Source organism: Myxococcus sp. AS-1-15 (assembly GCF_020037055.1).
In the GTDB taxonomy this organism is placed as follows: Bacteria; Myxococcota; Myxococcia; order Myxococcales; family Myxococcaceae; genus Myxococcus; species Myxococcus fulvus.
In genome coordinates this window covers 897965-922680 of sequence record NZ_JAIQDF010000001.1, presented here as the reverse complement: position 1 = coordinate 922680, position 24716 = coordinate 897965, and the positions used below count along the sequence as shown (strand labels likewise).

Genomic DNA, 24716 nt, shown 5'->3' with positions numbered 1-24716 from the left:
CCGGCGCGCGGCCAGAGGGCGAGGACATGCGGAGCCGGGACTGGGATGACGAGGAGGAAGCGCCCACCACGCGGGGCTCCCACCAGAAGGAGCGCGCGCTCAAGGAAGTGCGCGCCATCTTCCGCCAGGCCGACGCCGCCTACGGCCCCTTCTCCTGCCCCGCCAGCGGTGAGTGCTGCCAGCTGTCCCGCACGGGCCGCCAGCCCTGGCTGTGGCTGCCCGAGTGGGAGCTGCTCACCCAGGGCCGCCCCCTGCCGCCCGCGCGCGAGGACGGCGGCTGTCCCTACCTGGACGCGGCCGGCAAGCGCTGCACCGTGTACGCGGACCGGCCCTTCGGCTGCCGCACGTTCTTCTGCGAGCGCATCCGCGGCCCCGCCCGCCAGCCCGCCGAAACCGTGGGGGCGTTGCTGGAGCGGCTCGAGCGCGTCTCCCAGCAGCGCGAGCCCTCGCTGCGCGCGCCCCGGCCCCTGCTCGAGTGGCACGCCGAGGCCCTCGCCCGGGCGTCAACCAAGACACCCTGACGGGTCATCCCTACCCACCCCACCGCTCCGGGTCTGCATTGAATCCCACTCTTGGATTCAAGCTATTGAGGCAATTCCAGAAGTTCAGAGACACATGACGCATGTATCAGTGTGAACTCGCTCGCCGACGAGGCCATGATTGTGCCGGCAATCCGGCTGCGGAGGCGTGGGCGTGCGGAGAAGTCTGACTGCGAGGACGAGGGGGAACGGAGACCATCCGGTGGCCGGTGGAGCGTCCTCGTCGTGATACCGCCGCGTTGGCTCGTCGCACCGCAGGAGTACAAGGGCACCCTCACGGCGTCGGAGGCCGCGGAGGCGATGGCCCGGGGCGTGCGGGAGGTCTCTCCCGAGGTGGTGCTGGACCTGGCGCCGCTGGCGGATGGCGGCCCTGGCACCGTGGAGGCGTTGCTGTCGGGGACGCGTGGCGAGCGCCGCGTGTGCCGGGTGCATTGTCCCCTGGGCAAGCCGATGGAGGCCGCGTGGGCGCTGCTCGAGGACGGGCGCACGGCGGTGGTGGAGATGGCCGCGGCCTCCGGGCTGGCGCACCTGGAGCCCAATCCCGTCAGCGCGAGGAAGGCGTCGACGTACGGCGCGGGTGAGCTGATGCGGGCCGCGCTGGACTCGGGCTGCGAGCGGCTCATCATCGGACTCGGTGGCAGCGCGACGACGGACGGCGGCACGGGCGCGCTCACGGCGCTGGGCTATCGGTTCCTGGATGCGAACGGACATCCGCTTCCGCCCGGTGGCGCGGCGCTCTCGGCGCTCGCGCGGGTGGACGCGAGTGGACGCCATCCCCGGCTGGGCAAGGTGGAGCTGATGGGCGCCACGGACGTCACGTCGCCGCTGCTGGGCGCGGATGGAGCGGCGCGGTTGTTCGGTCCGCAGAAGGGTGCCGACGCGCAGGGCGTGGAGGAGTTGGAGGCGGCGCTCGCGCACTACTCGCGCGTGGTGGGGGATTTGTCCGCGGGCTGGCCGGGCACGGGCGCGGCGGGAGGCTTCGGCTTCGGGCTGGTGGCGCTCGCGGGCGCGCGGCTGGTGCCCGGGTACGAGCTGGTGGCGCGGGCACTGGGGCTGGAGCGGCGCGTGCTGCTCGCGGAGGTGGTGCTCACGGGCGAGGGACGCTTCGACCGGCAGACGTCGCTGGGCAAGGGCCCCGGGGGACTGGCGCGACTGGCGCGTGAGCACGGCACGCCGGTGGAGCTCTTCGCGGGCTCGGTGCGCCGCGATGAAGGCGTGGAGCTGGACCTGTTCCACACGGTGGTGGACCTGAGCACCCAGGCGCGTCCCGGCGCAACGGCGGCGGAGGTGCTCCAGGAAGCCGTGGCGCGCTGGACGGCGGCGCGACTCAAGACGACGCGCTGAGGCCGGGGCGGAACCTCGGACTCGCGTGACGGGCCCAGGCGACTGGCGTGGGCCCGACGCACGCGGGACCGGATGTGGGGTACCCCACCGGATTCGCGGCTCAAGGCGGCGCGCGGAGGCTCACGCACGCGACCAGGCCGGGGGGCACCTCGGACGCGCGTGACGGGCCCAGGCGACTGGCGTGGGCCCGACGCACGCGGGACCGGATGTGGGGTACCCCACCGGATTCGCGGCTCAGTCCTCCAGCGGGTCCGTCGTGCGCACCACGCGCATGCCCGCCGCGCGAAGCTCCTCGATGGCCGCATCCGCCATGCGCGGGAAGTCGAGCGCGGGAGGCAGCGGATTCAGCGGCGGCGCGGGCACCGGGCTCATCGCATCCACCAGGATGTGCACGCGCCCCATCCGCGAGCGGTCCGTGCGCTCGATGTGCTCGCGCAGGTCGCGCAGGGTGGACAGCACGCAGTGCGACTTGGCCTGACCGAACACGTAGACGCGGTCGAACGTCATGAGCCGCTCGAACAGGCGCGTGTTGAACTCGCCCACGCGCTGGCCCTTCACCTCCGTCACGTCCGGCGACAGCACCGAGTAGTTCTCGGTCAGCGGGTGCTCGCCCTTCAGCTCGAAGTGCGTGGGCGTGTCGCGCACCAGGGCGTGGAACGCGCTCGCCTCGTAGAACGCGGGCACCAGCGCGTGGCTCAGTCCGCCCAGCAGCGCGTGGTACGGCCAGATGGTGTGCACGTAGCGACCTCTCGCCTCCAGTCGCTCGCAGTACTCCAGGCTCTCCGCCTCGAAGCGCGTGGCGCGCCAGCGGCCCGCGCGCACGTCCGCGGCGGTGATGGACGTGAGCGGCGGCGGGGGCTTGCCCTCCGCGTCACGCCACCACGCGGGATGGAAGATTTGAAAGACGCGGTGCGTGTCGAGCGAGAACACCAGCTCCGTCACCCGCCCCAGGTTCGCGTAGAGCCAGCGCAGCGTGCGCTGGGTGTCCTCCACCGCGCCCGGGACGAAGAGGCTGGCGCCGGGCGTGCAGAAGGCCACCTGCACGTCGATGCCGAAGGCCGCGATGCGCACGCGGTCCTCGCTCGCCGGACGCACGCGGTGCTCGGCCGCGTAGCGCAGGGCCTCCTCGGCGACCTCTCCGGTGCGCTCCAGGTAGAGCTGTCCGGCGCGAGCGTCGTCGTGGAACCGGGGAATCGGCAGCGTCATGGGTCGTCCTCAGCGTCCCTTGGGGAAGTGCTTGCGCGTGAGCTCCTCGACGAGCGCGCGCGTGGCCTGCGTCTGGGAAATCTTCGCGGGCTCCGAGTTCACCTCCAGCGCCCCCACCAGCGAAGGCGTCTCGGGCTCGGCCTCCATCAGCGGGAAGTACCCATCCGGCACGGGCTCGCCCTCCTGTCCCACCAACCCGATGGGCCCGGAGCCGTGGCGGCGGCGGAACAGGACGGGCGTGCCGGGGATGCTCTGCTTGCCCTCGGCCAGCTCGTTGCCGAACTTCATCACCGGCTGCGGGCCCGTCTGCGACAGCTTGTAGATGGCGGCCACCTTGTCGCGCGTGAAGGGACACTCCATGGTCCGCGCGACGATGTGGCCTCCGTAGCCGTAGAACTGCGAGCCCGGCTCCCAGCCCACCTGTCGACGCAGGTCCTCGAACTCGCGCGTGGCCTCGGCGTCCAGGCCGTCCTCGAGGATGTTGACGGGCTTGATGCCGATGTCGCGCGCGCGCGTCACCGCGTACAGGTACTGGAGCTTCTTGTTGCCCGAGTCGAAGCGGATGGAGTCCCCCGCGCCCGGCTCCTCGCGGATGAGCTGGAAGGCGGCGGGGATGCCGGAGGTGAGCGTGTCGAAGGTGTCCAGCAGGTAGCTGGAGCGCTGCGGACGGCGCTCGCGCATGGCGCGGAAGGCGGCATCGTCCGAACCGAAGCGCTGGATGTGCTCGTGGCCCATGGTGCCCACGGGAATCATCCCCAGCTTGCGCGCGCCCTCCACGTTGCTGGTGCGCGTCACCCCCACATCCTTGCAGGCCCGCAGGGCCAGCTCGTGCTGCTGCTGGCAGGTGGCCGCGCGCAGGCCCACCTCGAAGATGCGGGCCGGGTCCTCCACCGCGTCGATGAGCTCCTTCACCGTGGCGCGCACGCGCTGCAGGTAGCCCTCCGAGTCCACGGTGATGGGCACCGGCTTGACGCCCACCGCGTCGAGCGTCTCCAGGGCAATCGCCTTCTGCTCGTCGCAGGTGACGCGGGCGAGCGCGCGCGCCAGTCCCTCGCGGTCCGTCAGGGCCTGGGTGGCCACCTGGATGCGGAAGTTGAGCTGGAGCAGCAGCGGCTCCACCCATGAGACGAGCGCGGAGGGACCGGTGACGGTGAGGATGGGCTCGCGGGGGAAGAAGCACGCGCCGCGAGGGATGGCGCGGACGGAGAGCTTCTCCTTGCGGAGGATGGCCGCCTTGAAGCCCACGCCCATCTCGTAGTCGTACTTCGCGAGAAAGTCGTAGTCCTCGGGCTTGGGCTCGGGCAGGAGGGCACGCACATAGGCGGCCAGGTCCAGCGGCATGACCTGGAGGCCACCCTTGCGGTGTGAGTAATAGAACGTCTCCCGGCGCAACGGCCAACCGGCCTCCGCCATGCTGAACTTGTAGCCATCCGTCGCGAGCAGCGAGGTCGCCATCCTGGGTACCTTCCTCCGATGTCACAGGAGACTACGCGCGCCATGATGGGTTTCCTACCCTTCCACCGCGCTTTCCCAAGCACACCGGGCAGGCGTGATTAAACCTGGGACCCATGTCGCCGGCCCCCTCCCGACGCCTCCTCCCCGCGCTCGTCGCCAGCCTCGCCCTGCATGGGCTCCTGTGGCTGGGCGTCGACAGCGTTCCGGAGGGCGCCCTCCGAGGGCCTCGTGCGCCCCAGCCCCCGCGCCCCGCGCTGGAGTGGGTCGAGGTGGAGGTGCGCTCACCGCCCGCCCCGCCTCCAGTCCCCCCGAATACGCCACCGGAGGACCGCCGGGGCGATGACGGCGATGCCGTTGCGAACGCCCGCGCGCCTCTCCCCAACGCATCCATTGGCGGCGCCCGAAGCGGTGACAGCGGCGCGGCCCCACGGAGGTCCGAAACCAGCCCTCCTCGGCCCGACAAGACCGCACGAGCACCTGAGGCCCCTCCAGCGGATTCCGACCGAACCGACGGCGCCGTCGCACGCGCCACCCCGGCCCCGAAGGAAGGCATCGTCCGAGCCGCGCCCCAGCGCGACGCGAACACCCTGACCGCGGACGCGCCGCGCCCCGATACTTCGGGTGCCCTGTCCGCCCAGCCTCGCGATGACAGCCCGAGCGGGGAGCTGGCCGACACGCGAGCCATCACGAACCGTCCACCTCCGGCCGACGCGCCCCTCATGGCGCAGGCCCCCAGCGAGAACACTCAGTCAGCTGAGTCTTCCGACGTGCCGCGACAGGCTCCACACGGTGACATCCCGCGCGCGGCGCCCACCGACGCGCGGCGCGAGGGAGCACGCCTGCTGCTCGCGGCCCGGACCCAGCGCGTCTCCGCGTGGCGCAGCGAGGAACAAGCGCCCCAGGAGCGTGAGCTCCGAGGCGCCCGTGAGCCCACCTCCCCCCAGGCGCTCGTCGAGGAGCTGGTCGCCGAGGGCGTCGGCCGGGGCAAGGTGGACCGGGGGCTGGTGCATCCCTACTTCAGCCAGCTGGGCAAGACACTGCTGGGCCTCTGGGACGCGGACCGCGCCGTGAAGGAGCATGGCCTCCAGGGCTACTTCGACATGGGCATGGAGCGCAGCCGCGCGTACGGCCGCGTGTGGGGCGAGCGCGCCGCCAACTACGGCGCCACCGGTGCCTTCGCCGCGAACAAGCCCCTCGAGGAGGACCGTCGCCGCCCCGCGAGCCAGGTCGGAGACCCCACGCTGCGCATGCGCCAGGAGCTGCGCGAGAAGATGCGCGAGGAGTTCCGGGCCACGCGCCGCGCCCTCATCCGCGTCGTGCAGGACCCTCAAGGACGCCTGCTCGACGTCGAGCTCGTGGAGCCCAGCCACCAGCCCGAGGTGGACAACGAGGCGATGAAGGACGTCCGCGCCGCCGCCCAGAAGCTCCCGCCCCCTCCCGCCGAGGCCGTGGGCAAGCGCGAGCGAATCACCAGCCTCTGGGAGTTCGAGCTGATCCTCTCCATCAGCCCGCCCATCCCCATCTTCACCTTCGAGTTCGACGAGGCGCTCGGCTTCATCGACACGCGCCTGCCCCTGGACAAGCGCATCTACAAGCGCGTGCGGCTCGTCGAGCTGCGCTGAGCCGCTAGAGACAGTCGATCAACCCGTCATAGAGCGTGGTGCTCGTGCCGGGCAGCGGCGCGTCCATCGGCTCCGGCCCGGACAGCGCCTTCAACAGCGCCGCCATCGTCGTGCCCGGCACCAACGGGCTCGTGCAGGCCCACGTGCGCGCCTCCGTGGTGATGGCCCCCGACCTGACATCGATGTGCTCGTAGCTGCCGCCGAACACCCAGAGGCACTGACCGATGACTCCCGAGCGCTGCGCCACCGAACAGCGGAACACCACCGTCTCGATGTTGCTGTAGTCCCCCTCGCAGAACGTGTCCCCGCAGATGTCATCGAAGTTCTTGCGCAGGTTGGCGCGCAGCTGGAACCAGGCGCGGAAATCCTCCTCGGAGCTCAGGTACTCCACCACGTCCACGAACGGCCCGTGCTCCTTGCCCGGAACGAATGCTCCCGGAGGCCCACGTGCCCCCGCCAACGTCGACAGCCCCAACAGCGACAACAACCCCCACGAACGAATCCGCATCACGACGACCTCCGGATGGTGCCGTTCCACCCCACCCGGCCGTGACGCGTTTTTCAAGTAAAGCAGTGTTCACAATTTATCCAAGATGACGTGGAGTGACGCCTTCCAGAAAGGCAGGCCGGCATGCCGTCACCTCTTCGTCGTGTATCCGAAGTGCTGGTGTCCACCCTCGTCACCGTGTCCCTGGGGCTGCTCGCGGGGTGCGGCGAGGGGTATTCGGAGGATGACCCGTTCGGCGAGGCGCAGCGGGCGCTGCTCAACGGGGTCGGCTCGACGGCAGCGCGCGCGGCGCTGACGAAGCGGTGGGCGCCCATCCACTACCAGGACGTGGACGTGACGGGCTCCCACTCGCTGGGCGGCAAGTCGGACTTCCTCACGCGCGTGGACTTCGACGGGGACTGGAGCGGGACGAACAACTGGGACAACACGGGCTCTCGGCTGTTGTCCGCGCACGCGTACCAGTCCGTCGTCGAGACCAGCTCCCACTGGTACCTGCTCTACCTGTTCTTCCACCCGCGCGACTGGTCCGACAACATCTTCGACAGCGAGCACGAGAACGACGGCGAGGGTGTGCTGCTCATCGTCCAGCGCGACGGCAGCGAGTACGGCGCGCTCGTGGGCGCGGTGACGGTGGCGCACAAGGACTTCTTCTCCTTCGTTCCCACCGGCAGCCCGCTCGGCTCGGGCGCGGAGAGCGTGGACGGCACGCTGTCGCTCGCGTCCTTCGAGGGCGTGCTCCATCCCATCACCGCGCAGGAGGCCAAGGGCCATGGCCTCAAGGCGTGGCCGGCCTACGACATCGTCGGTGACGGCGTGAAGTACTTCCCCTCCCTCACGCTCGCCGAGCAGCCCGCGTCCGCCACCGCCGCGGACGTGCGCTACAAGCTGCTCGACTTGTACGGCGGCGAGGGGCTCTGGCAGCGCCGCGAGCTCTCCACGCTCTTCTCCGGCTGGGGCACCTTCCGCGGCGACACCAGCGGCGGCTGCGGGCTCGTCGCGGGCAACTGCTCGTCCAACTCCGCCAACGCGCCGTGGGGCTGGGACGACGGGAATGACGGCCCGGTGCTGCGAGGAGAAATCGCCACGGACCCGGCGAAGCTCGCCGCGCACTACTTCAGCCCGTCGTCACAGTTCTCCCGGACGTACACCTTCAACCCGTACCAGGGCATCGGCACGGACCCGAACCAGCCCTGAGTCCCAATCACCGAGGAGCGGACGACACCGCCCCGCTCCCCGGTGAGGCACCGTCAGGACGCGCGGCTCTTGCGCGCCACCGGACGCCGCGCGCGGCTGCGCACGGGCGTGGTGGGCGCGTTGCCGTAGACGCGGTCGTAGTCCTTCATGCTGCGGCGGATGACCTCGAGCGCCTCGGGGCGGTCATACACCTCCGCGATTTCGACGCTGCGCTTGCCCTCGCCGGGAATCTGCTTGTAGGTGAGGAAGTAGTGCTTGAGGCGGTCGAGCAGCGGGCGCGGCAGCTGCGCGATGTGCTGCAGCTCGCCGTAGACCAGGTCGGACTCGAGCACGGCGATGATCTTGTCGTCCGCCTCGTCGCCGTCGACCATCCGGAAGCCGCCCACCGGCACCGCGCGCACCAGGAGGTTGCCGTTGCTGACCACCTTCTCCGTCAGCACGCAGATATCAATCGGGTCGCCGTCGCCCTTGATGTCGCGCATGCCCGTGCGCTCGGCGCAGCGCTTCGCCACCAGCTCGTCGCAGAACGTCTGCGGGATGAAGCCGTACAGCGTGGGGCACTGGCTGCTGAAGCGCTGCGGGCGGTCCAACATCAGGATGCCCGACTCCTTGTCCAGCTCGTACTTCACCGCGTCCGTGGGCACGATTTCGATGTACGCGGTGACGACCTCCGGAGCGTCGTTGCCAGGGGTGATTCCGTGCCAGGGATGAGATGCGAACGACTTCTGAGGTGCGGGCTTCTTCATGTAGGTACGTCTCCCGAGCGTCGACACGCCTCGGAGTAGAGTTGCGCGACCGCGTCCTCCAGTTGGCGCGTGAGCGCCTCGCGGTCCTGAATCGTCAGGCCTTGCGTGGTGATGGGCGCTCCCACCGCCAATGCCACGCGCTGTCCCCACCGCACGGCCCGTCCTCCCTTGGGAAGGATGAGCCGGGTCCCTGACACGGCCATGGGCACCACCGGCACGCCCGCCTGGATGGCGAGCGTCGCGGCCCCCTTCTTGAACGGCCGCAGCCGACCGTCCTCACTGCGCGTGCCCTCGGCGTAGAAGAGCACGCTCACCCGCTCGCGCAGCGCCGTCACGGCCTCCTCCAGCCGGGCCCTGTCTTGACTGCTGCCGCTGCGCACCACGGGGATGTTGCCCGCCAGCCGCAGCGCCGAGCCGAACACCGGAATCTTGAACAGCTCCGCCTTGGCCACGAAGCGCGTGTGCTTCTCCAGGTAGGCCAACCCCAGCGGCGCGTCGTAGTGCGACTGGTGGTTGCACACGAAGACGACGTGGCCCTCCGTCGGAATGTGCTCCAGGCCCACCGCCTCGTGACGCACGCCCGCCGACGCCAGCACGCCCTGCGCCCAGAGCTTCAGGAGCTTGTCCGCCTCCCGATGCGCGCCGGCCACCGACAGCGCCGATATCGCCGACGACGCAGCGCCCGTCAGCCCCACTGCTGAAACACCCGCGAACGCTGTCCGGACGATGTCTCGAATCACACGAACTCGTGGGCGGGGAACAGGAGCACATCCGAGATGCGCTGGACCCCGAGCAGCAGCATCAGGATTCTGTCGAGCCCCACGGCGATGCCCGCCGAGGGTGGCATTCGACCTACCGCGTCGAGGAACCGCTCGTCCAGAGCATACACGGAACGTCCCAGTCTGCGCCGCAGGTCCTGTTCCTCGAGCAGGCGGGCGCGCTGCTCGGCCGGGTCCGTCAGCTCGCTGAACCCGTTCGCCAGCTCCAAGCCCTTCGCGTACAGCTCCACCCGCTCCGCCACCGCCGCGTCCCCGGGCTTGAGCCGTGACAGCGCCGCCATCGACGCCGGGTACTCGATGAGGAACGTCGGCCGGTCGAACCCCAGCCCCGTCTCCACCCGCTGCAGGAACAGGTGGAAGAACACGTCGTCGAAGCTCTCCGCGTCGCCCGTCCGCACGCCGATGGCCTCCGCCGCCCTCTTGAGCGAGGGCCCGTCCGAGTGCACGCGGATGTCCACCCCGGTGGCGCGCAGCACGGCGTCGCGCACGGTGAGCCGCTCGTAGGGGGTGCGCGTGAAGAAGGCCGGGTCCGCGCCTGGCTCACCCTCCGTGGCCGAGCGCCCCGCCTCCGCCAGCGCCCCCTCCAGGTCCGCCATGATGGCGTGGTAGTCCGCCTGGGGCCGGTAGAACTCCAGCATCGTGAATTCCGGGTTGTGCGTGGTGGAGACCTCGCCGTTGCGGAACACCTTGCAGAGCTGGAACAGGGGGCCGGCCCCGTCGGCGAGCAGGCGCTTCATCGCGTACTCGGGGCTGGTGTGGAGGTAGAGCGGGCGCTCGACGCCCACGTTCGTCTCCGGGACGAAGCGGGCCTCGAAGGCGTTGATGTGCGGCTCCATCCCGGGGGTGGGGATGAGCAGCGGGGTCTCGACTTCCAGGTAGCCTTCTGCCGCGAAGAAACGTCGCAGGGCGGAGTAGAGGGCCTGGCGTCCGCGGGCGGCCCGCCATTGAGAAAGGTTGGGCATGGGCGGGCCGGAAGTAACATGAGGCCCCACATGCACCCAAGGATTCCCCTCCTCCTCGCAGTCGCCTGCTGCCTGAGCGCCTGCCATAAGGCGCCTCCCGCCGACAACCGGCCGCCTCCGACGGAGGAGCAGCTGCTGACTGCGGACGTCCGAGCCCTGGCCTCACGCGCGGAGACGCTGCTCGAGGCCCAGCACCGCCTGGTGTGGGTGTTCTGGACCGAGGGCCGCCACGTGGACGTCTCCGGGACGTACGCGGGGCAGGAGGACCTCTTCACGCTCGACAACATCCGGAAGCTGGACCGGCTGCGCCAGCTCACCCAGGACCCGCGCGAGGTGCGCGCCCTCACCGCGCTGCACTCGCACTTCGCGGGCGAGTACCTGTCGCACGCGCTCGCCGAGCACAACGACGCGTCCGCCAACCTGGAGGCGTCGCTCACCTTCAACCTGGACGGCAAGGAGCTGCGCTACCGGGATTTGGAGCGGCTGCTCGCCAACGAGCGCAGCGGCAATCGGCGCAAGGCGCTCTACGCTGCGGCGACGCCCGCGCTGGAGCGGCTCAACCAGACCTTGCGGCGCAAGGAGGAGGAGGCCGAGAAGCGGGTGAAGGAGCTGGGCTTCCCCTCGTACGAGGCCTTCGGCAGCGAGCTAAGGCAGGCGGACCTGGGCAAGCTGAGCGTGCTGGCGGAGGAGATCCTGCAGGCCACGCAGGGGCCGTACCGCGTCGTCATGGAGCGGCTGGCGCAGCGCGAGCTGAACCTGGCCTTCAAGGACATCACCCGCGCGGACATCCCGCGGCTGTTCCGCTCGCGCGAGGTGGAGGACGCGTTCCCCAAGGGCGTGTCGCTGAAGAAGGCGCACGAGACGCTGGCGGGGATGAAGCTGGACCTGTCCACGCAGAAGAACGTGGAGATCGACGAGCGCGACTTGCCGAAGAAGAACTCGCGGCCCCTGGCGCTGGCGGTCCGCGTGCCGGAGGACGTGCGGGTGTCGTTCAAGCCCGGCTCGGGGGTGCTGCACCAGGCGAGGGTGCTGCACGAGTTCGGGCATGCGCTGCACGCGGCCTTCACGTCGGAGACGCGCTTCGAGCTGGCGCGGCTGGGCAACCCCACGGTGGGCGAGGCGTACTCGTCGCTCTTCGAGGACCTGTTGGAGGACCCGGTGTGGCTGGAGGAGCACGCGGGCCTGAGCGGCGAGGAGCGCGCGAAGTACCTGGCGACGTCGAGCGCGCACAAGCTGTACCTCATCCGTCACGCGGCGGGCCGGCTGCTGTACCAGTTGGAGCTGCACCGGCGCGCGGACGTGGACCCGAGGGAGCTCTACCGGGAGATCATGTCGCGCACGGACGACATCCCGATGACGGCCGAGGACACGGCGCGCTACCTGGTGGACCAGGAGGACTTCTTCCAGTCCGCGGACAGCTTCCGCGCGTGGTTCCTGGCGGGGCAGATTCAGGCCCAGCTCAAGGCGCGCTTCGGTCCGTCGTGGTGGCACTCGCCGGAGGCGGGTGAGTTCCTGAAGACGCTGTGGGCGAAGGGCAACGCGCTGTCCGCGCGCGAGGTGGCCCAGGCCATCGGCGAGCCGGGCATCGAGCCGGACGTGCTGCTGCTTCGCCTGGGCACCACGCTGCAGGTGCCCATCCGGTTGGACATGAAGTCGGAGGACACCGTCAGCGCGCCCGGGCCCGAGGGCACGCCTGCTCCCACGGCGCAGGATGCGACCACGGAGGCCCCGGCCGCCGCGGGCCCTGGCCAGTAGTCCCCCTCAACGACAAGGGCCCCCGCCCTCGAAGCAGAGGACGGAGGCCCGGGTGTCGCGTCAGCGACGCCGAGGACTACAGGAGCTTCATCAGCTCCGCGCGCTTGGCGTTGTACTCGTCATCCGAGAGCACGCCCGCGTCCTTCAGCTCCTTGATCTCCTTCAGGCGCTGCGCGGGGCTGCGCGTGTCGGCCGGGGCCGCCTGCTGCGCGGGCTCCGCAGGACGCTGCGGCTGTTGCTGCTGGTTGTTCATGAACTGCTGGGCCATGCCGAAGCCCATGCCCATGCCCATGCCGCCCAGCGCGTTGCCGCTGCTCTCGCCGCCCTTGGCCATGCCCTCGGCCGCGCCGAGCATCGCCTGACCCTGCGCGTACTGCTGGAAGCCGCCGGCGAGGCGCGAGTACGCCACGTCCTTGCCCAGCTTCTTCAGCGTCGCCTCGTCCTCCTCCTTGATGCTGACGTGGAAGTTGCCCATCCGCACCACGGTGAGCCCGTAGTCGTCCACGTGCGGCTTGAGGCCGGCGATGACCTCCGTCTCAATCTCCTCCGTGTACGCACCGCTCGTCACGTCGAGCAGCGGCCAGCGCTTCTTCACCAGCAGCTCGGCGATGCGGTCGCGCGTCACCTTGAGCACCTGGTTCTTGAACCAGCCCAGCAACGCCTCGTTGTTGGAGCGGCCCATGCCCACCAGGCCCACCACGAGCTTCTCCGGGTCCGTCACGCGGATGGAGAAGTCGCCGTACACCATGGTGCCGATGCCCAGGCCCGTCTCCGGGTCGCGCACGTCGCCGATGGGACCGCCGAACTTGATGCCCGGGAACTCACGGACGGAGACGAAGAAGACCTCCGCGACGAACAGGTTGCCGCCGGTGAACTTCTCCAGCAGGCGCGACAGGAAGGGGATGTTGTTCGAGTCGAGCTGGTGGCGGCCCGCCCCCAGCTTCCCCTCCACCTTGCCGTCCTTGACGAAGAGGGCGACCTCGTCGGCGTCCACGGTCAGCTGGGTCAGCATCCGGATGTTGTTCTCCGGATACTTGTAGATGATCTCCCCCTTCGCCGTGTCCGCGCGAGCGATGAAGTTGCGCTTCGCCTCACCCTTGATGGTGTCGAAGATACCCATTGCTAGTCAGCGCCTCCGTGGCCGCCGTGGCGGCCGGCAAATCCGCGCCACCACCCGACCCTCTCTAAGAACATGGCCCCCGCGACGAAAGCGCGCCCGCTTTCCGACCGGCTGCCCTGCCTGCAACATGCCAGTTTCACTGGCCATTGCCTAGCCGCTCGCCCACCGGGCGGCCCTGTGTCTGATGCCCGGTCAACGGCGGCGTTCCGGCCCTTATTTCAGCCCCAGCGGCTGACCAGGCGCTCCCGGTCCAGCAGGCGGATGCTCGCCCACAGCAACACCAGGTCGAGCACCAGCACCACCGCGCCCTGGAGCGCGTAGTACATGAAGCCCGCCTTCAGGACGCCGGCCACCTGCCCGCCCACCATGCCGACGAGCGGCAGGACCACGAGCGCGGAGATCTGCTGCGCCATGCGGGCTTCGCTCACCCGGGCGGAGATGAGCACCGCGACGCCGTTGCCGAAGAAGGCGAACAGGGGCGCAATCACCAGCACGCCGAAGGTCCACAGCGCGTTGGGCATCAGCGGCCCCTGCACGAGCGGCCACGCGACCAGGTCCACGCCCACGCAGAACAGGATGAAGGCCACCCACGTAATCACCACCGCGGGCACCAGCGACGCCAGGCTCTTGCCCGCCACCAGCTCCGCGGCCGTCACCGGCGAGGCGAGCAGCGGCTCCAGCGTCCTGCGCTCCTTCTCCCCCGCCACGCTCTGCGACGCGATGAGGATGGGCACGAAGATGGGCATCACCAGGAACAGGCCGAACCAGTCGGTGAGCGTCTTGTCGATGAGGAAGCGCGCGGCCGACGCGCCCAGGGGCAGCGAGGGGTCGTAGAACTGCGCCACGCTGCGCAGGTCCGCCTGGTTGGGCGTGTTGACGTACGTCCACACCACGATGATGGGCACCGCCACCATCACGGTGGGCAGCACCGCCATGGACACCAGCAGGCCCACGTTCTTGCGCAGGTCCAGGAAGTCCTTCCAGAACACGGCCAGGGCCCGGCGCGGACGGAATGCCACGGCTACACGCCCCCTTCGCGAAGCAGGTCCAGGTACACCTCTTCCAGGGGCCGCTGCGCCGGCACCGCGCTGTGCACCCGCGCGCCCGCGCCCACCAGGCACGCCAGCACGTCCGGCGCGTGCGAGTCATCCTCCAGCATGACGCGCAGCCGCATGCCCTCCGTCAGCACGTTGGGCGCGAACGGCAGCGACGCGAGCACGTTGCGGTAGCGCTCCGCCTCACCCTCCACGCGCACCTCCAGCGCCTGCCCCGCGCGCCGCAGCTCGCGCACCGGCCCCATCAGGAGCAGCCGCCGCTTCACCACCGCGACGCGCTCGCACAGCCGCTCCACCTCCGCCAGGTTGTGCGAGCACAGGACAATCGTGCGTCCCTCCGCCGCCAGCTCCGCCACCGCGTCGCGCACCGTGCGCGCGGACTCGGGGTCCAGGCCGCTGGTGGGTTCGTCAAGGAAGATGACCTTCGGGTCGTGCACCAGCGTGCGGACGATGGCCAGCTTCTGGCGCATGCCCTTGGAGAAGCCGCCCACCGGCTCCAGCTCGCGGTCGCCCAGCCCGAAGCGCGACAGATAGTGCCGCGTGCGAGGCCACGCCTTCGCCTCGTCCAGCTCGTGCAGCTTCATGAAGAAGCGCAGGTTCTCCCGCGCGGTGAGCCGGTCGTAGAGGCCGGGCTGCTCGGTGAGCAGTCCCACCACCTTTCGCAGCGCCTCGCCGTCCCGGTCCACCCGGTGGCCCCACACGGACACCTGCCCCTCGCTGGGAGTCAGAAGGCCCGTGAGCATGCGCACCGTCGTCGTCTTCCCGGCGCCGTTGGGGCCGAGCAGGCCGAACACCTCGCCCGGCCGCACGTGGAAGGTGAGCCCCTCCACGGCGACGCGTTCGCCGAAGCGCTTGCCCAACCCCTGGACGTCGATTCCGCTCAATCGATGGTCACCAGCACGAACTTGTTGTTGATGTCCCGGTCCACGGGCGTGACGACCTTGTCCGGGCCCACCGCGTTGCGCAGCGTGGCGAGCATCTTCTGCTCGGCGAGCACCCACTCGCGTCCGGGCCGGGCCACCAGCGAGCGCAGCTTCGCGTTGTAGTCCCCGCTGCGGTACTGCTCCACGGTGTTGCTGGAGTAGAGCGTCTCGCCGCGCCAGTTCATCAGGTACGCGACGATGGGCTCTCCTTCCTGCCGCTGCGCGTAGTAGCGCCAGAACAGGTCGCGCTGCGTCCAGTGGTGGGACAGGTCCACCCAGTGGTTCCAGTTGAACCAGAGCGCGAAGCCCGCGGCCAGCATCCAGAAGGTGCCGAACAGCATGGTGCGCGCGCGCATCAGCGTGGCCACCACCGCCATGGCGCCCGCCACCGCGAAGACGAAGCCCAGCGCGCCCTTGACGTTGACGGGCTCCGACAGCGAGCGCAGGAGCGAGTCCTCACCGGCCGGCGCCTTGAACCCGCGCACCGCCATCACCACGCCCACGACCGCCACCACGCCGGCCATCAACTGCAGCGACGAGCGGCCCTCCGGCTCCGACTTGAGCGACTGCCACCCGAGGAACGCGGCCGCCGCCGCCACCGCCACGCCGATGAGGCCCGTGGCGGACACCTTCGCGCCGGAGGCCACCGCGGTCAGCGTGGCCGCGCCCGCCAGGAGCAACAGCAGCGCGACGGCGCGCGAGCCCGGCGTCACCTTCTCCCGCGTCTTGGGCGAGAAGGCCTCGAAGGAGAGGTAGACGCCGAAGGCCAGCAGCACCAGGGTGACGAGGTCGCCGGTCCACAGCGCGCGAGAGAAGAAGGCGATGGGCCGGGTGACGAGGTCCTGGGGATAGGGGCGCTCGTAGTTGTAGACGAACAGGTCCGTGAAGTTCTTCGGGTTCTCCGCCAGGTCCTTGCCCACGAGCACGAAGAGGACCAGACCGAAGATGAGGCTCACCGCGTGCGTGGGGATGCCGTCCTCCCACAGCCGGTCGATGAACAGCGCGATGAGCACCGCGAGGCCCGGCAGCACGGGGAAGACGTAGTGGTGGAACTTGGTGGCGCTGGAGGCCAGGAGCCAGAAGGCGAAGGCCACCCAGATGACGGTGATGAGCGCCAGGTGGTCCGACTTCTTCTCCGAGCGCAGCTTCAGCTTCGCCACGACGGAGAACGCGCCGGGCAGGAGCGCCACCCAGGGGAAGATGCCGAAGCCGCCCTGCTCGATGAAGTAGATGAACGTGCCGCCCGGCGTGGTGGTGTGCACGCCCGCGGTGAGGCGGTTCAGGTGGTCGTGCACGAAGAAGCGGTACCAGAAGAGCTTGCCCTCGTCGTCCACGCTCTTGAAGAGCGACATCACCACGTACCAGGGCGCGGCCACCGCGAAGAACACCAGGATGCCCGTGCCCAGCTTCATCTTGAACATCTGGCCCCAGAGCACCGGCATCGGCTGGCGCCCCTCGCGCACGTCCTTGCGGAAGCCGCCGTCCGTCAGCCAGCGCAGGTGCGCGTCCAGGCTCGCCCCGTCCCACGGGATGACGGCCAGCGCCGCGTAGAGCACCAGGATGACGGCCGGCAGGCCCACGCCAAGCAGACCCTTGGCCAGGGTGGACAGGCCCGCGAAGAAGTAGAAGCCGTACCACCACGCGGCGCGGTGCTTCGTCGAGTCATCCAACTGACCGATGAGCGCGCACGCCATGGCGCAGACGAACGTGGTGACGAAGGGCGTGTCCGTCACCGTCTGGCGGGTGAGCAGGAAGTACAGCGGCATGGTGGCCAGCACGAAGCCGGTGGCTAGGCCCGCGCGGCGGCTCACCACTCGCGACACGGCGAGCGACAGCAGCGTCACCGCGGTGATGCTCAGGAGGACGAAGGGCATGCGCATGCCCCACTCGGTGTACAGGCCCAGCGCGCCGCCGGACTGCACGGTGCCCACCACCTGCATGCCCAACGCCTGCATCCACATGGTGAGCGGCGGCTTGGAGAAGAACCACGCGTTCTCCCAGAAGGGGAACACGTAGTCGCGCCGGACGATCATCATCCGCGCCACTTCGCCGTAGTGCGTCTCCCAGCAGTCCCACAGGCCCACCGCGCCCAGGTACGGAAGGAAGAGCAGGGCCGCGAAGAAGGCCGTGGACGTCACCACGCGCCAGGTGGTCGGCAGCGCCAGCCAACGCCGCATCCAGGGCGCCGAGAGAAGCTCCTTGCCGAGGATGGACTCGGCGAAGGTCTGCGCTTGCTGCTGTTCCTGCTGTTCGCCGTCGCTCGCCACGGGTGATGGGCTCCTTGAGTCGTTTCGGGCGGTTGCCTGCGCGTCACGGGCAGGACGCGGCCTTATAACCCCGCCACCCCCGCCGGTCGACCTCCGCCGGAGGCACACCGTGCGGGAGCTTGCGCGCCATTGTGCAGGAGCCTGCACGGAAGAGGGAGGCCCACATGCCGCGAGCCCGGGGAGCGGCCAGGGGCACGGGCCTTGAAACGGCCGCCTCCGTCCGGTTCGCGGAGGCTCCATGCTCGTGTCAGCGGTGACGTTGGGTTGTGCCTTGTTGCTCGCTCAGTGGGAGGGAGCGCCCCCCGCCGGGCTCCCGCCCCCCCAGGGCAGGGATGCCCCCGTGCGGCCCACGCCTCCCCTCCTCACGCCGCCCCCCTTCGAGCCTCAGCCCGCGGACGGGCAGCCGACCCACCGCGATGAAGGCGCCCCTCCGGTGACCCCGGTATCCAGGGGGACGCCTCCTCCCGACAGCGAGCCCGCCCCCACGCCTCCGCCCTCCGAGGGACAGGGCCGCGCGCCCGACGAAGCGACGGGGCCGCTGTTCGAACGCACCCCTGACGAAGGTGCGCCCCTCGTCGCGTCCGCCATCCAGCCTCCGGCCGACCCACTGCCCATGCAGGACCCGGAGCGACCCGTGGTGTGCCTCACGTTGCCACCCACACCCGCGGTTCCCTCGGGGTACTGGAGGGCCCAGTGCGATACCCGCGAGCGACGCTGCCTCATCGCCCCGCAGCACGAGCTGGACATGGACGGGCGGGAGACGGACCGGATGCTGGAGCGCGCTCGCGGCTGCATCCTCGAGCGTGACACGTCCATCCCCGCGCACGTGCTGCGCCAGTATCGGCTGGAGCCCTCCATCGCGGACGCGCCGCCCGGCTGGTATCGCGATGAGCGCGGCCGGGTGATGCAGTTCAACTTCGACCTGCACCGACGCATCTGGTTGGGCGGCGCGTGGAGCCCGCTGTGGCGGGAAGGCGTCCCGCGCGAGGACCGCGTGCGTCTGGACTTCGGCATCGCGTTGGAGCTCGCCGACGACCGGCATCTGCACCGGCTGCGCATGCTGGAGACGGAGGTGATGTTGGGGCAACGGACGCTCGACTCGACGCTCTTGCGCTACGACTTCAGCGTCGAGCGCGATGACCCGCTGTTCCGCATCACCACGTTCTTCGGCGAGCCGCGCCGGTATGACATCAGCCTCGACATGGGCCTGTGGCTGGAGGCGCTGCGCGTGGAGGAGGTGGAGCGCGGTGAGCTGCAGGGCGGCTTCCTCACCTGGGGCAGCGTGCATGCCACCCTGGACTTGTGGCACTCGCGCGACATGGTGTCGTACGTGCGCGTGCGCGCGGGCCCGTCCGCCGAGCGCGACTACGAGAACGACGTCAACTCGCTCGTCCCCGGCGCCGTGCTGGAGGCGGACCTCACGCTGGACCGGGATGGCTTCCATCACCTGCGCCTCGGCGTGGAAGCGGAGAAGGTGCTCCTGTCGCGCGCCATCCTCGGGCGCCCGTTGAGGCCGGAGCGACTCAAGGTCTCCGCCGGCTACGAGCTCATCCTCATCGCCATCAACGACCAGCCGCTGTCGCTGGTGGTGGATGCGCGCGGGATGTGGCGCAACGACATCCCCTACCTGCCGCAGCGCTGGGAGTGGTCCGCCTCCGCGGGGCTCCGCTTCTCACTCTGGGCTCCCGCGCGCCGCTCCGCGCCCAAGGCCCAGCAGGCGCGGGACTGAAAGCCCGTGCTCGCGCTCGGTCTCACCTTGCTGCTGACCATGGCCCCCACCCCAGGCATGGACACGCCCCACGTCGACCCGTGTGCTCCACACGACGCGCTCGGTGACCCGTTCCCCGTCTGCTTCGACCCAGGCGAAGGGCTGGTGGTGGGCTCGGGCGTCGTGATGAACGACGGCGTCCAGGCCCTGTCCCTGCGCGCGAGCGTGCGTCTGCGCAGCGGCCGCACCAGCCGGAGCAAGGGCACCCCGTGGTTCAACAACCATCGACTGGTCGACGTGGAGCTGTGGGACGGCGCGCGTCGGGGCCTGTCCTTCACCGCGTATGACGGGCTGCTGCGTCGCCACCTGGAGGAGGGCTTCATCCTGATTCCCACCGCGCGCCCGCTGCGCATCCCCTTCCCGTTCGACGTGACGGTGGCGCTGCGCGCGGCCCACCTGGAGCGCCGCGTCTGGGAGGGACCGGGGTGGACGTTGGAGACCGGACGCGTGGGGCTCCTGGTGGACCCGATTCGCTCGGAGACCGAGCGCGTCTGGTTCGGAGTGGGTCCCGTCGCGACCCACACGCTGCGCCATTCGCGGGACGGCACCTCGCAGGAGCTGTCCCCCTTCACCTCGTTGATGTTCGACGGAGGGCTGGAGAGCGAGGACGGGCTGTGGGCCTTGCGCGCCTCGGGGCTCGCGGGATGGACGCACGGCGTGGATGGAGGCACCTCCTTCCGCATGCGCGCGGACGCGTCACTGGAGCGGGTGTTCCTCGCCGTGGCGGACCAGCCCGTGGCGCTGCGCCTGTCCGGCGGCGCCGTCCAGGGCGATGCGGGCCTCTTCCGACGGGACACGTGGACGGTGGGCGCGAGCCTGGTGGTGCGGGCCTTCAGCGCGAGGTAACAAGGCCCACGGTGTGCCAGCGGGGCTGTCAGCCCGCGAGGCACGTGGCGTCACCAGGGAGCCCGCCCCTCGTGGCGGCGCGATGGGAGGTCCGTCATGGAGAGAAAGCTCGTCTCGATTCAGCGCATCGACCACCTGGAGGACATCCCCGGAGCCGACAACATCCTGAAGGCGCGGGTGATGGGCTGGGACGTGGTGGTGAGGAGGGGCGAGTTCGCCCCCGGGGATGCGTGCGTCTTCTTCGAAATCGACAGCCAGCTTCCGGAGGGCAAGGCCTGGGCGGAGTTCCTCCGGGCCCGGAGCTTCCGCGTGAAGACGGCGAGGCTCAGGGGCGTGTTGTCCCAGGGGCTCGCGCTGCCGACCTCCATCCTGGGTGGCGAGGTGCCGCCCATCGGCACGGACGTGAAGGATGCGCTGGGCGTCGTGAAGTTCGAGCCCACGCCCTCCGAGGGGAACGACGTGGCCGGTCCCTTCCCGGGCCAGGTGCCGAAGACGGACGAGATTCGACTGCAGTCGGCGCTGGGCGTGCTCGACGAGCTTCGGGGCCTCGACTTCTACGTGACGACGAAGCTGGACGGCACCTCGTCCACGTTCTTGCGGACGCTGGAGGGTGAGCTGGTGGCGTGCTCGCGCAACTGGGCGTTGAAGCCCGGCAAGCACCCGGCGTGGCGCGTGGCGGAGAAGTACGCGCTGGCCACCGTCCTGCCACCCGGCTTCGCCATCCAGGGAGAGCTGTGCGGACCGGGCATCCAGAAGAACCGCCTGGGGCTCGACGCGGTGGACCTGTTCGTCTTCAGCGTCCACGACACGCGCACGGGCCACTTCCTGGGCCACGCGGAGCACCTCGCGTTCTGCGAGCGGCACGGGCTGCGCTCGGTGCCGGTGGAGCACGTCATCACGGGCGATGAGGCGCGCGCGTTCGAGCACGGCCTGGAGCACTACCTGCGACTGGCCCAGGGCTCCTACCCCGGGACGAAGAACCGCAAGGAAGGCATCGTCGTCCGGCCGCTCGTCGAGCGGCAGTCGCCCACGCTGGGCGGCGGCAGGCTGTCGTTCAAGGTCATCAACAACGACTTCCTGCTCAAGGACGAGGAGTGAGCCGGCTCCCCCGTTCCAGGATGCCGCCCGGACGCGGCGACTCCTGGGAGGGATGGGGCGAGGAGGTCTCCAGCACCGCGCGCAACGCGGCCTCGGCGGCCCTCAGGCGCGCATCCTGCGGGTCCACGCGTCGCGCATGCTCCAGTCGCTCCAGCGCTCGGGGCAGCGCGCCTCGCGACAGCTCGCAGCGCACGCCCGCCTCGAGCGCGCCCGTGTCCGAAGGTCCGTAGACCTCCGCCTCCTCGGCCGCGTGACAGCCCTCGTCCACGCGCCCGGCATCGAGCAGCGCCCGCGCGAGCTCCACCCTCGCGCCCACGTGTGAGGGCGACAGGCGCACCGCCTCCGTGAGCGGGACGATGGCCTGCCTCGACGCGCCCAGCCGCCGCAGCACCGCGCCCAGCTCCCGCTGCGGTCCCGCGGCGCCTGGAGACAGGAGCGCCCGTCCCCGCGCCTCGCGCAGCACCGAGGGCTCATCGAAGCGCAGCTCCGCCACCATCCGGCTCACGATGTCCTGGTACGCGGGCCACTGCGCGGGCCAGATGAAGACCAGCCGGTAGACCCACTCGCCGCGCGGCACGAAGAAGGCGATGAGCCGCTTTCCTCCCGCCGGCCCGTCCAGCTCCGCGCGCAGCCTCAGCGCGAGCCTGCCGCCGATCTGCGTGCGCTGGGGGCCCTGGATAGAGAGCGTCCGTCCCTCGGGTCCGGGCACACCGAGCGGCAGCGTCTCCTCCTTGAAATGCCGCGCCTGCGCGAGTCCGTCGCCAGGCTCCCCCGCCTCGATGGCCTCCGCGGAGAACGTGGCGCGCCCCAGTCCCGGCAGCCCGTTGGAGAACGTGCGCCGCCCCTGCCCGTCCACCTCGCCACTCCATCCCTGGGGCATCATCACCGCGACGCCAAAGCCGTCATCCCGCTCCATCCGCCAGCCCGAGCGCTCCACCACCACCGCCGTCGACACCGCGAGGGCCGCCAGGACGCCGACCACCGGCCGCGCCACTCCCGGCCGCGTCATGCCCTCCAGCTCGCGCGGCTCCAGGAACGCTCCGGCGAGCAGCCCCGTCACCAGGCCGCCCAGGTGCCCGGCGTTGTCCACGCCCACGGATGTCCAGCCCATCCAGAGAAACACGAGCACCGTGGGAATCGCGCTCTCCCCGGAGAGCCAACGCACGCGGAAGGCGGCGTGTGATCGGTGACGGCGTCCGAGCACGAGCAGCGCGCCCATGCATCCATAGACGAGCCCCGACGCGCCCACGCTCACCGCGCCAGACCAGGCAAGCGAGCTCGCCATGGTGGTGAGCCCCGCGGCCACGAGCAGCGCGACATAGTCGCGACGTCGGCAGACCTTCTCCAGCGCCACGCCCGCGGCCACCAGCACGACGACGTTGAGGGCCAGGTGCAGCGCATCCCGGTGCAGCAGGTTGGCCGTCGCCAGGCGCCACACCTGCCCCGCCTCCAGGACGAGCGGCCCCGCCTTGGCGCCCCAGCGCACCAGCGCGTCCACGTCGACGGGGCCCCGCATCACCAGGGCGCCATGGACCCCCAGAAGGACCCCCACCAGGGTCAGCGTGACCCAGGGAAACGCCCGAGCGCCCCCCTGCCCGGCCGCTTGACCGATGGACAACAGGCCCGGCTGCCCCACCTGCTGGGGAGAAAGTCCTGTCATTTGAGGGGGATGCATGACTTGTGGTTTGAAAGGGCGTTCTGCTATGACTGTACGCGGATCGGACCCGTGCTGAAGCTCATCATCGAAGACGACGAGGGGCGCAAGACCGTTGTTCCCTTCGTGCGCGACGAGATCACCATCGGCCGTCAGGAGGGAAACACCATCCGCCTGACGGAACGTAACGTGTCTCGTCGTCACGCACGACTGGTGCGGTTGAACGGCCATGTCGTGGTGGAGGACCTGGGTAGCTATAACGGCACCCGGATCAACGGCGAGCGTATCGCGGGTCAGTCGCCCCTGAATGAGGGCGACCTGATCCAGATCGGCGACTACGACCTGGCACTCCAGGCCGAGGGCGCCGCGAACGCCGTAGGCCCCATCACGACCAAGGTGCCCGCGCGCCGGCAGGAATCAGAGCCCGACGAGCCCGAGGGCTCCGAGGACGAGTCGCCCGGCGACGGGGAGGAGAACGACCACACTCCTCCGTCCCTGGACGGCGCGGACAAGCGTCGAAACTCCACCTCCATCATCCGGTTGGATCATGTGGAGGCGGACCGCCCGCGAAAGCTGGAGGACATCGACACCAAGGACGCGCCGCGTCTGGTGGTGTTGACCCCGGACGAGCTGCGCGGTCAGGAGTTCGCGTGCATCCGGACGGAGCTGCGCATCGGCCGGACGGACGACAACGACATCACGCTGGATCATCGCTCGCTGTCGCGCACGCACGCCAAGCTGGTGCGCGAGAACACCGGCGAGTGGCGTGTCATCGACATGCAGTCCGCCAACGGGATGACGGTCAACGGCGAGAGCTACGCCCAGGCGACGCTGAACAGCGGCGACGTGGTGGAGCTGGGCCACGTGAAGCTGCGCTTCCTGGCCGCCGGTGATGCCGCGGACGAGGCCGAGGAGCAGGGCGCGAGCGAAGGCGGCATGTCGAAGCTGCCGCTGGTCGCCGGGCTCGTCGCGCTGCTGCTGGGTGGCGGCGTCATCTTCTGGATGTACAAGCAGGGTCAGCTTGGTGGGGGGACTCCCCAGCCTGTCGACCCCGTGGCCGTGGTGCCGAACACGAAGCCCGTGGATCCGCCCCCGGTGGTTCCGGTGAAGCAGCCGCCCGAGGACGTCCAGCCGCCGGAGACGGTGGCGCAGCCGGAGACGCCTGCCGCGCCGGCGAAGCCGACCTACAAGGAGCTGATGGACAAGGCCAGGGCCGCGTTCGACAGCAAGGACCTGGAGCTGGCCGAGAGCACCCTGGCGGAGCTTCCCGAGGGCGACAAGTCCCGGAAGGAGGCCAAGCAGCTGCAGGGCAAGGTCGACTCCGAGAAGAACGCGCAGGCTCAACTCGAGAACGCGCAGAACTCACTGGGCGCGGGCAAGCTCGAGGACGCCAAGAAGTCGCTGGATGCCGCCGCCAGCACCGAGTTCTTCAAGGACCGCTACGCGGAGCTGAGGAAGCAGGTCGGGGCGCTCGAGAAGAAGCAGCAGGATGAGGCCGCGGCGGCGCAGGCGGCGGCCCAGGCCCAGAAGCCCCCCGCGAACACCCCGCCCGCGAACGCCAAGGAGCCCGACAAGGCGAACGTCGAAGACCCCACCATCGAGTTGGTGAGCAAGACGCGCGAGCTCCTCAAGCAGCAGAACTACCGCGAGGCGCTCACCTTCGCGGAGAAGTGCGCGAGGGTGAACGACTCGAACGCCGACTGCCACCTCGTGCTGGGAATCACCCGCGCACGGCTCAACGAAATCGACGAGGGGGCCAAGCACTACCGAAAGTTCCTGGAGCTCGCCCCGGCGAATCACCCCTCTCGCAAGGGCGTTACGGATCTCCTGAAGGCGTACGACAGCAACCGATAGCAGAAGCTCAAGGGAGGCGGA

The 24716-nt window shown here is 70.1% G+C and carries 20 protein-coding genes; 9 read left to right on the top strand and 11 right to left on the bottom strand.

Annotated features, from left to right (window positions below):
• Window positions 1-26: 26 nt before the first annotated feature.
• Both K8625_RS03835 and K8625_RS03830 read left to right on the top strand, forming a co-directional pair.
• Window positions 27-521, top strand: coding sequence for a YkgJ family cysteine cluster protein (locus tag K8625_RS03835; RefSeq protein WP_223745213.1), 495 nt, complete (start codon window positions 27-29; stop codon window positions 519-521).
• A gap of 243 nt (window positions 522-764) precedes the next feature.
• Window positions 765-1883, top strand: coding sequence for a glycerate kinase (locus K8625_RS03830; RefSeq protein ID WP_223745212.1), 1119 nt, complete (start codon window positions 765-767; stop codon window positions 1881-1883).
• 234 nt (window positions 1884-2117) lie between these two features.
• On the opposite strand, the gene K8625_RS03825 is transcribed toward K8625_RS03830, so the two are convergent.
• Entirely contained in the window at window positions 2118-3089 is a 972-nt protein-coding gene (locus tag K8625_RS03825) for a nicotinamidase (protein ID WP_223781852.1), read from the bottom strand.
• A 9-nt stretch (window positions 3090-3098) separates the two neighbouring features.
• On the bottom strand, window positions 3099-4544 hold the full coding sequence (locus K8625_RS03820; protein WP_223745210.1) for a nicotinate phosphoribosyltransferase: 1446 nt from the start codon (window positions 4542-4544) through the stop codon (window positions 3099-3101).
• Window positions 4545-5311: 767 nt separating this feature from the next.
• On the opposite strand from K8625_RS03820, the gene K8625_RS03815 reads away from it, so the two are divergent.
• Window positions 5312-6166, top strand: coding sequence for an energy transducer TonB (locus tag K8625_RS03815; RefSeq protein WP_223745209.1), 855 nt, complete (start codon window positions 5312-5314; stop codon window positions 6164-6166).
• A 4-nt stretch (window positions 6167-6170) separates the two neighbouring features.
• Here K8625_RS03815 and K8625_RS03810 read toward each other — a convergent pair whose 3' ends face one another.
• Window positions 6171-6674: a hypothetical protein gene (locus K8625_RS03810; RefSeq protein ID WP_223781851.1), complete on the bottom strand. Its 504-nt coding sequence runs from the start codon at window positions 6672-6674 to the stop codon at window positions 6171-6173.
• A gap of 123 nt (window positions 6675-6797) precedes the next feature.
• Here K8625_RS03810 and K8625_RS03805 point away from each other — a divergent pair, with 123 nt between their 5' ends.
• The gene (locus K8625_RS03805) at window positions 6798-7868 is read left to right on the top strand and encodes a hypothetical protein (RefSeq protein ID WP_223781850.1); all 1071 of its coding nucleotides are present in this window, start codon (window positions 6798-6800) and stop codon (window positions 7866-7868) included.
• A 53-nt stretch (window positions 7869-7921) separates the two neighbouring features.
• Here K8625_RS03805 and K8625_RS03800 read toward each other — a convergent pair whose 3' ends face one another.
• Genes K8625_RS03800 through epmA form a run of 3 tightly spaced genes read right to left on the bottom strand, consistent with a single transcriptional unit; the run spans window position 7922 to window position 10355 of the window.
• Window positions 7922-8614 (bottom strand): inorganic pyrophosphatase, encoded by a 693-nt coding sequence (locus tag K8625_RS03800; RefSeq protein WP_223745206.1) that lies wholly within the window; start codon window positions 8612-8614, stop codon window positions 7922-7924.
• Window positions 8611-9354, bottom strand: coding sequence for a 1-acyl-sn-glycerol-3-phosphate acyltransferase (locus tag K8625_RS03795; RefSeq protein ID WP_046715480.1), 744 nt, complete (start codon window positions 9352-9354; stop codon window positions 8611-8613). The genes K8625_RS03800 and K8625_RS03795 overlap by 4 nt, the downstream gene beginning before the upstream one ends.
• Entirely contained in the window at window positions 9351-10355 is a 1005-nt protein-coding gene (epmA, locus tag K8625_RS03790; protein ID WP_223781849.1) for an EF-P lysine aminoacylase EpmA, read from the bottom strand. The genes K8625_RS03795 and epmA overlap by 4 nt, the downstream gene beginning before the upstream one ends.
• 30 nt (window positions 10356-10385) lie before the next feature.
• On the opposite strand from epmA, the gene K8625_RS03785 reads away from it, so the two are divergent.
• The gene (locus K8625_RS03785) at window positions 10386-12110 is read left to right on the top strand and encodes a chromosome segregation protein SMC (protein WP_223781848.1); all 1725 of its coding nucleotides are present in this window, start codon (window positions 10386-10388) and stop codon (window positions 12108-12110) included.
• A 76-nt stretch (window positions 12111-12186) separates the two neighbouring features.
• Here K8625_RS03785 and K8625_RS03780 read toward each other — a convergent pair whose 3' ends face one another.
• The 4 genes from K8625_RS03780 to K8625_RS03765 form a co-directional block, all read right to left on the bottom strand.
• The gene (locus tag K8625_RS03780; protein ID WP_223781847.1) at window positions 12187-13230 is read right to left on the bottom strand and encodes an SPFH domain-containing protein; all 1044 of its coding nucleotides are present in this window, start codon (window positions 13228-13230) and stop codon (window positions 12187-12189) included.
• Window positions 13231-13448: 218 nt separating this feature from the next.
• The gene (locus K8625_RS03775; protein WP_046715484.1) at window positions 13449-14249 is read right to left on the bottom strand and encodes an ABC transporter permease subunit; all 801 of its coding nucleotides are present in this window, start codon (window positions 14247-14249) and stop codon (window positions 13449-13451) included.
• Window positions 14250-14251: 2 nt separating this feature from the next.
• Complete coding sequence (locus K8625_RS03770; RefSeq protein ID WP_223745202.1) at window positions 14252-15169, bottom strand: ABC transporter ATP-binding protein; 918 nt, start codon at window positions 15167-15169, stop codon at window positions 14252-14254.
• A complete protein-coding gene (locus tag K8625_RS03765; RefSeq protein WP_223781846.1) occupies window positions 15166-17475 on the bottom strand; it encodes a glycosyltransferase family 39 protein in 2310 nt (769 codons plus the stop codon). Before K8625_RS03765 ends, K8625_RS03770 begins: the two co-directional genes overlap by 4 nt.
• A gap of 433 nt (window positions 17476-17908) precedes the next feature.
• Here K8625_RS03765 and K8625_RS03760 point away from each other — a divergent pair, with 433 nt between their 5' ends.
• From K8625_RS03760 to K8625_RS03750, 3 genes are all read left to right on the top strand, one after another.
• On the top strand, window positions 17909-19204 hold the full coding sequence (locus K8625_RS03760) for a hypothetical protein (RefSeq protein WP_223781845.1): 1296 nt from the start codon (window positions 17909-17911) through the stop codon (window positions 19202-19204).
• Window positions 19205-19210: 6 nt separating this feature from the next.
• The gene (locus K8625_RS03755) at window positions 19211-20089 is read left to right on the top strand and encodes a hypothetical protein (protein WP_223781844.1); all 879 of its coding nucleotides are present in this window, start codon (window positions 19211-19213) and stop codon (window positions 20087-20089) included.
• A 96-nt stretch (window positions 20090-20185) separates the two neighbouring features.
• A complete protein-coding gene (locus K8625_RS03750; protein ID WP_223781843.1) occupies window positions 20186-21187 on the top strand; it encodes an RNA ligase family protein in 1002 nt (333 codons plus the stop codon).
• Here the strand turns inward: K8625_RS03750 and K8625_RS03745 are convergent.
• Window positions 21171-22847, bottom strand: a complete 1677-nt coding sequence (locus tag K8625_RS03745) for a rhomboid family intramembrane serine protease (protein ID WP_223745197.1) — start codon at window positions 22845-22847, stop codon at window positions 21171-21173. The genes K8625_RS03750 and K8625_RS03745 overlap by 17 nt on opposite strands.
• Before the next feature lie 66 nt (window positions 22848-22913).
• On the opposite strand from K8625_RS03745, the gene K8625_RS03740 reads away from it, so the two are divergent.
• A complete protein-coding gene (locus K8625_RS03740) occupies window positions 22914-24695 on the top strand; it encodes an FHA domain-containing protein (RefSeq protein ID WP_223781842.1) in 1782 nt (593 codons plus the stop codon).
• The last annotated feature ends 21 nt before the right edge of the window (window positions 24696-24716 follow it).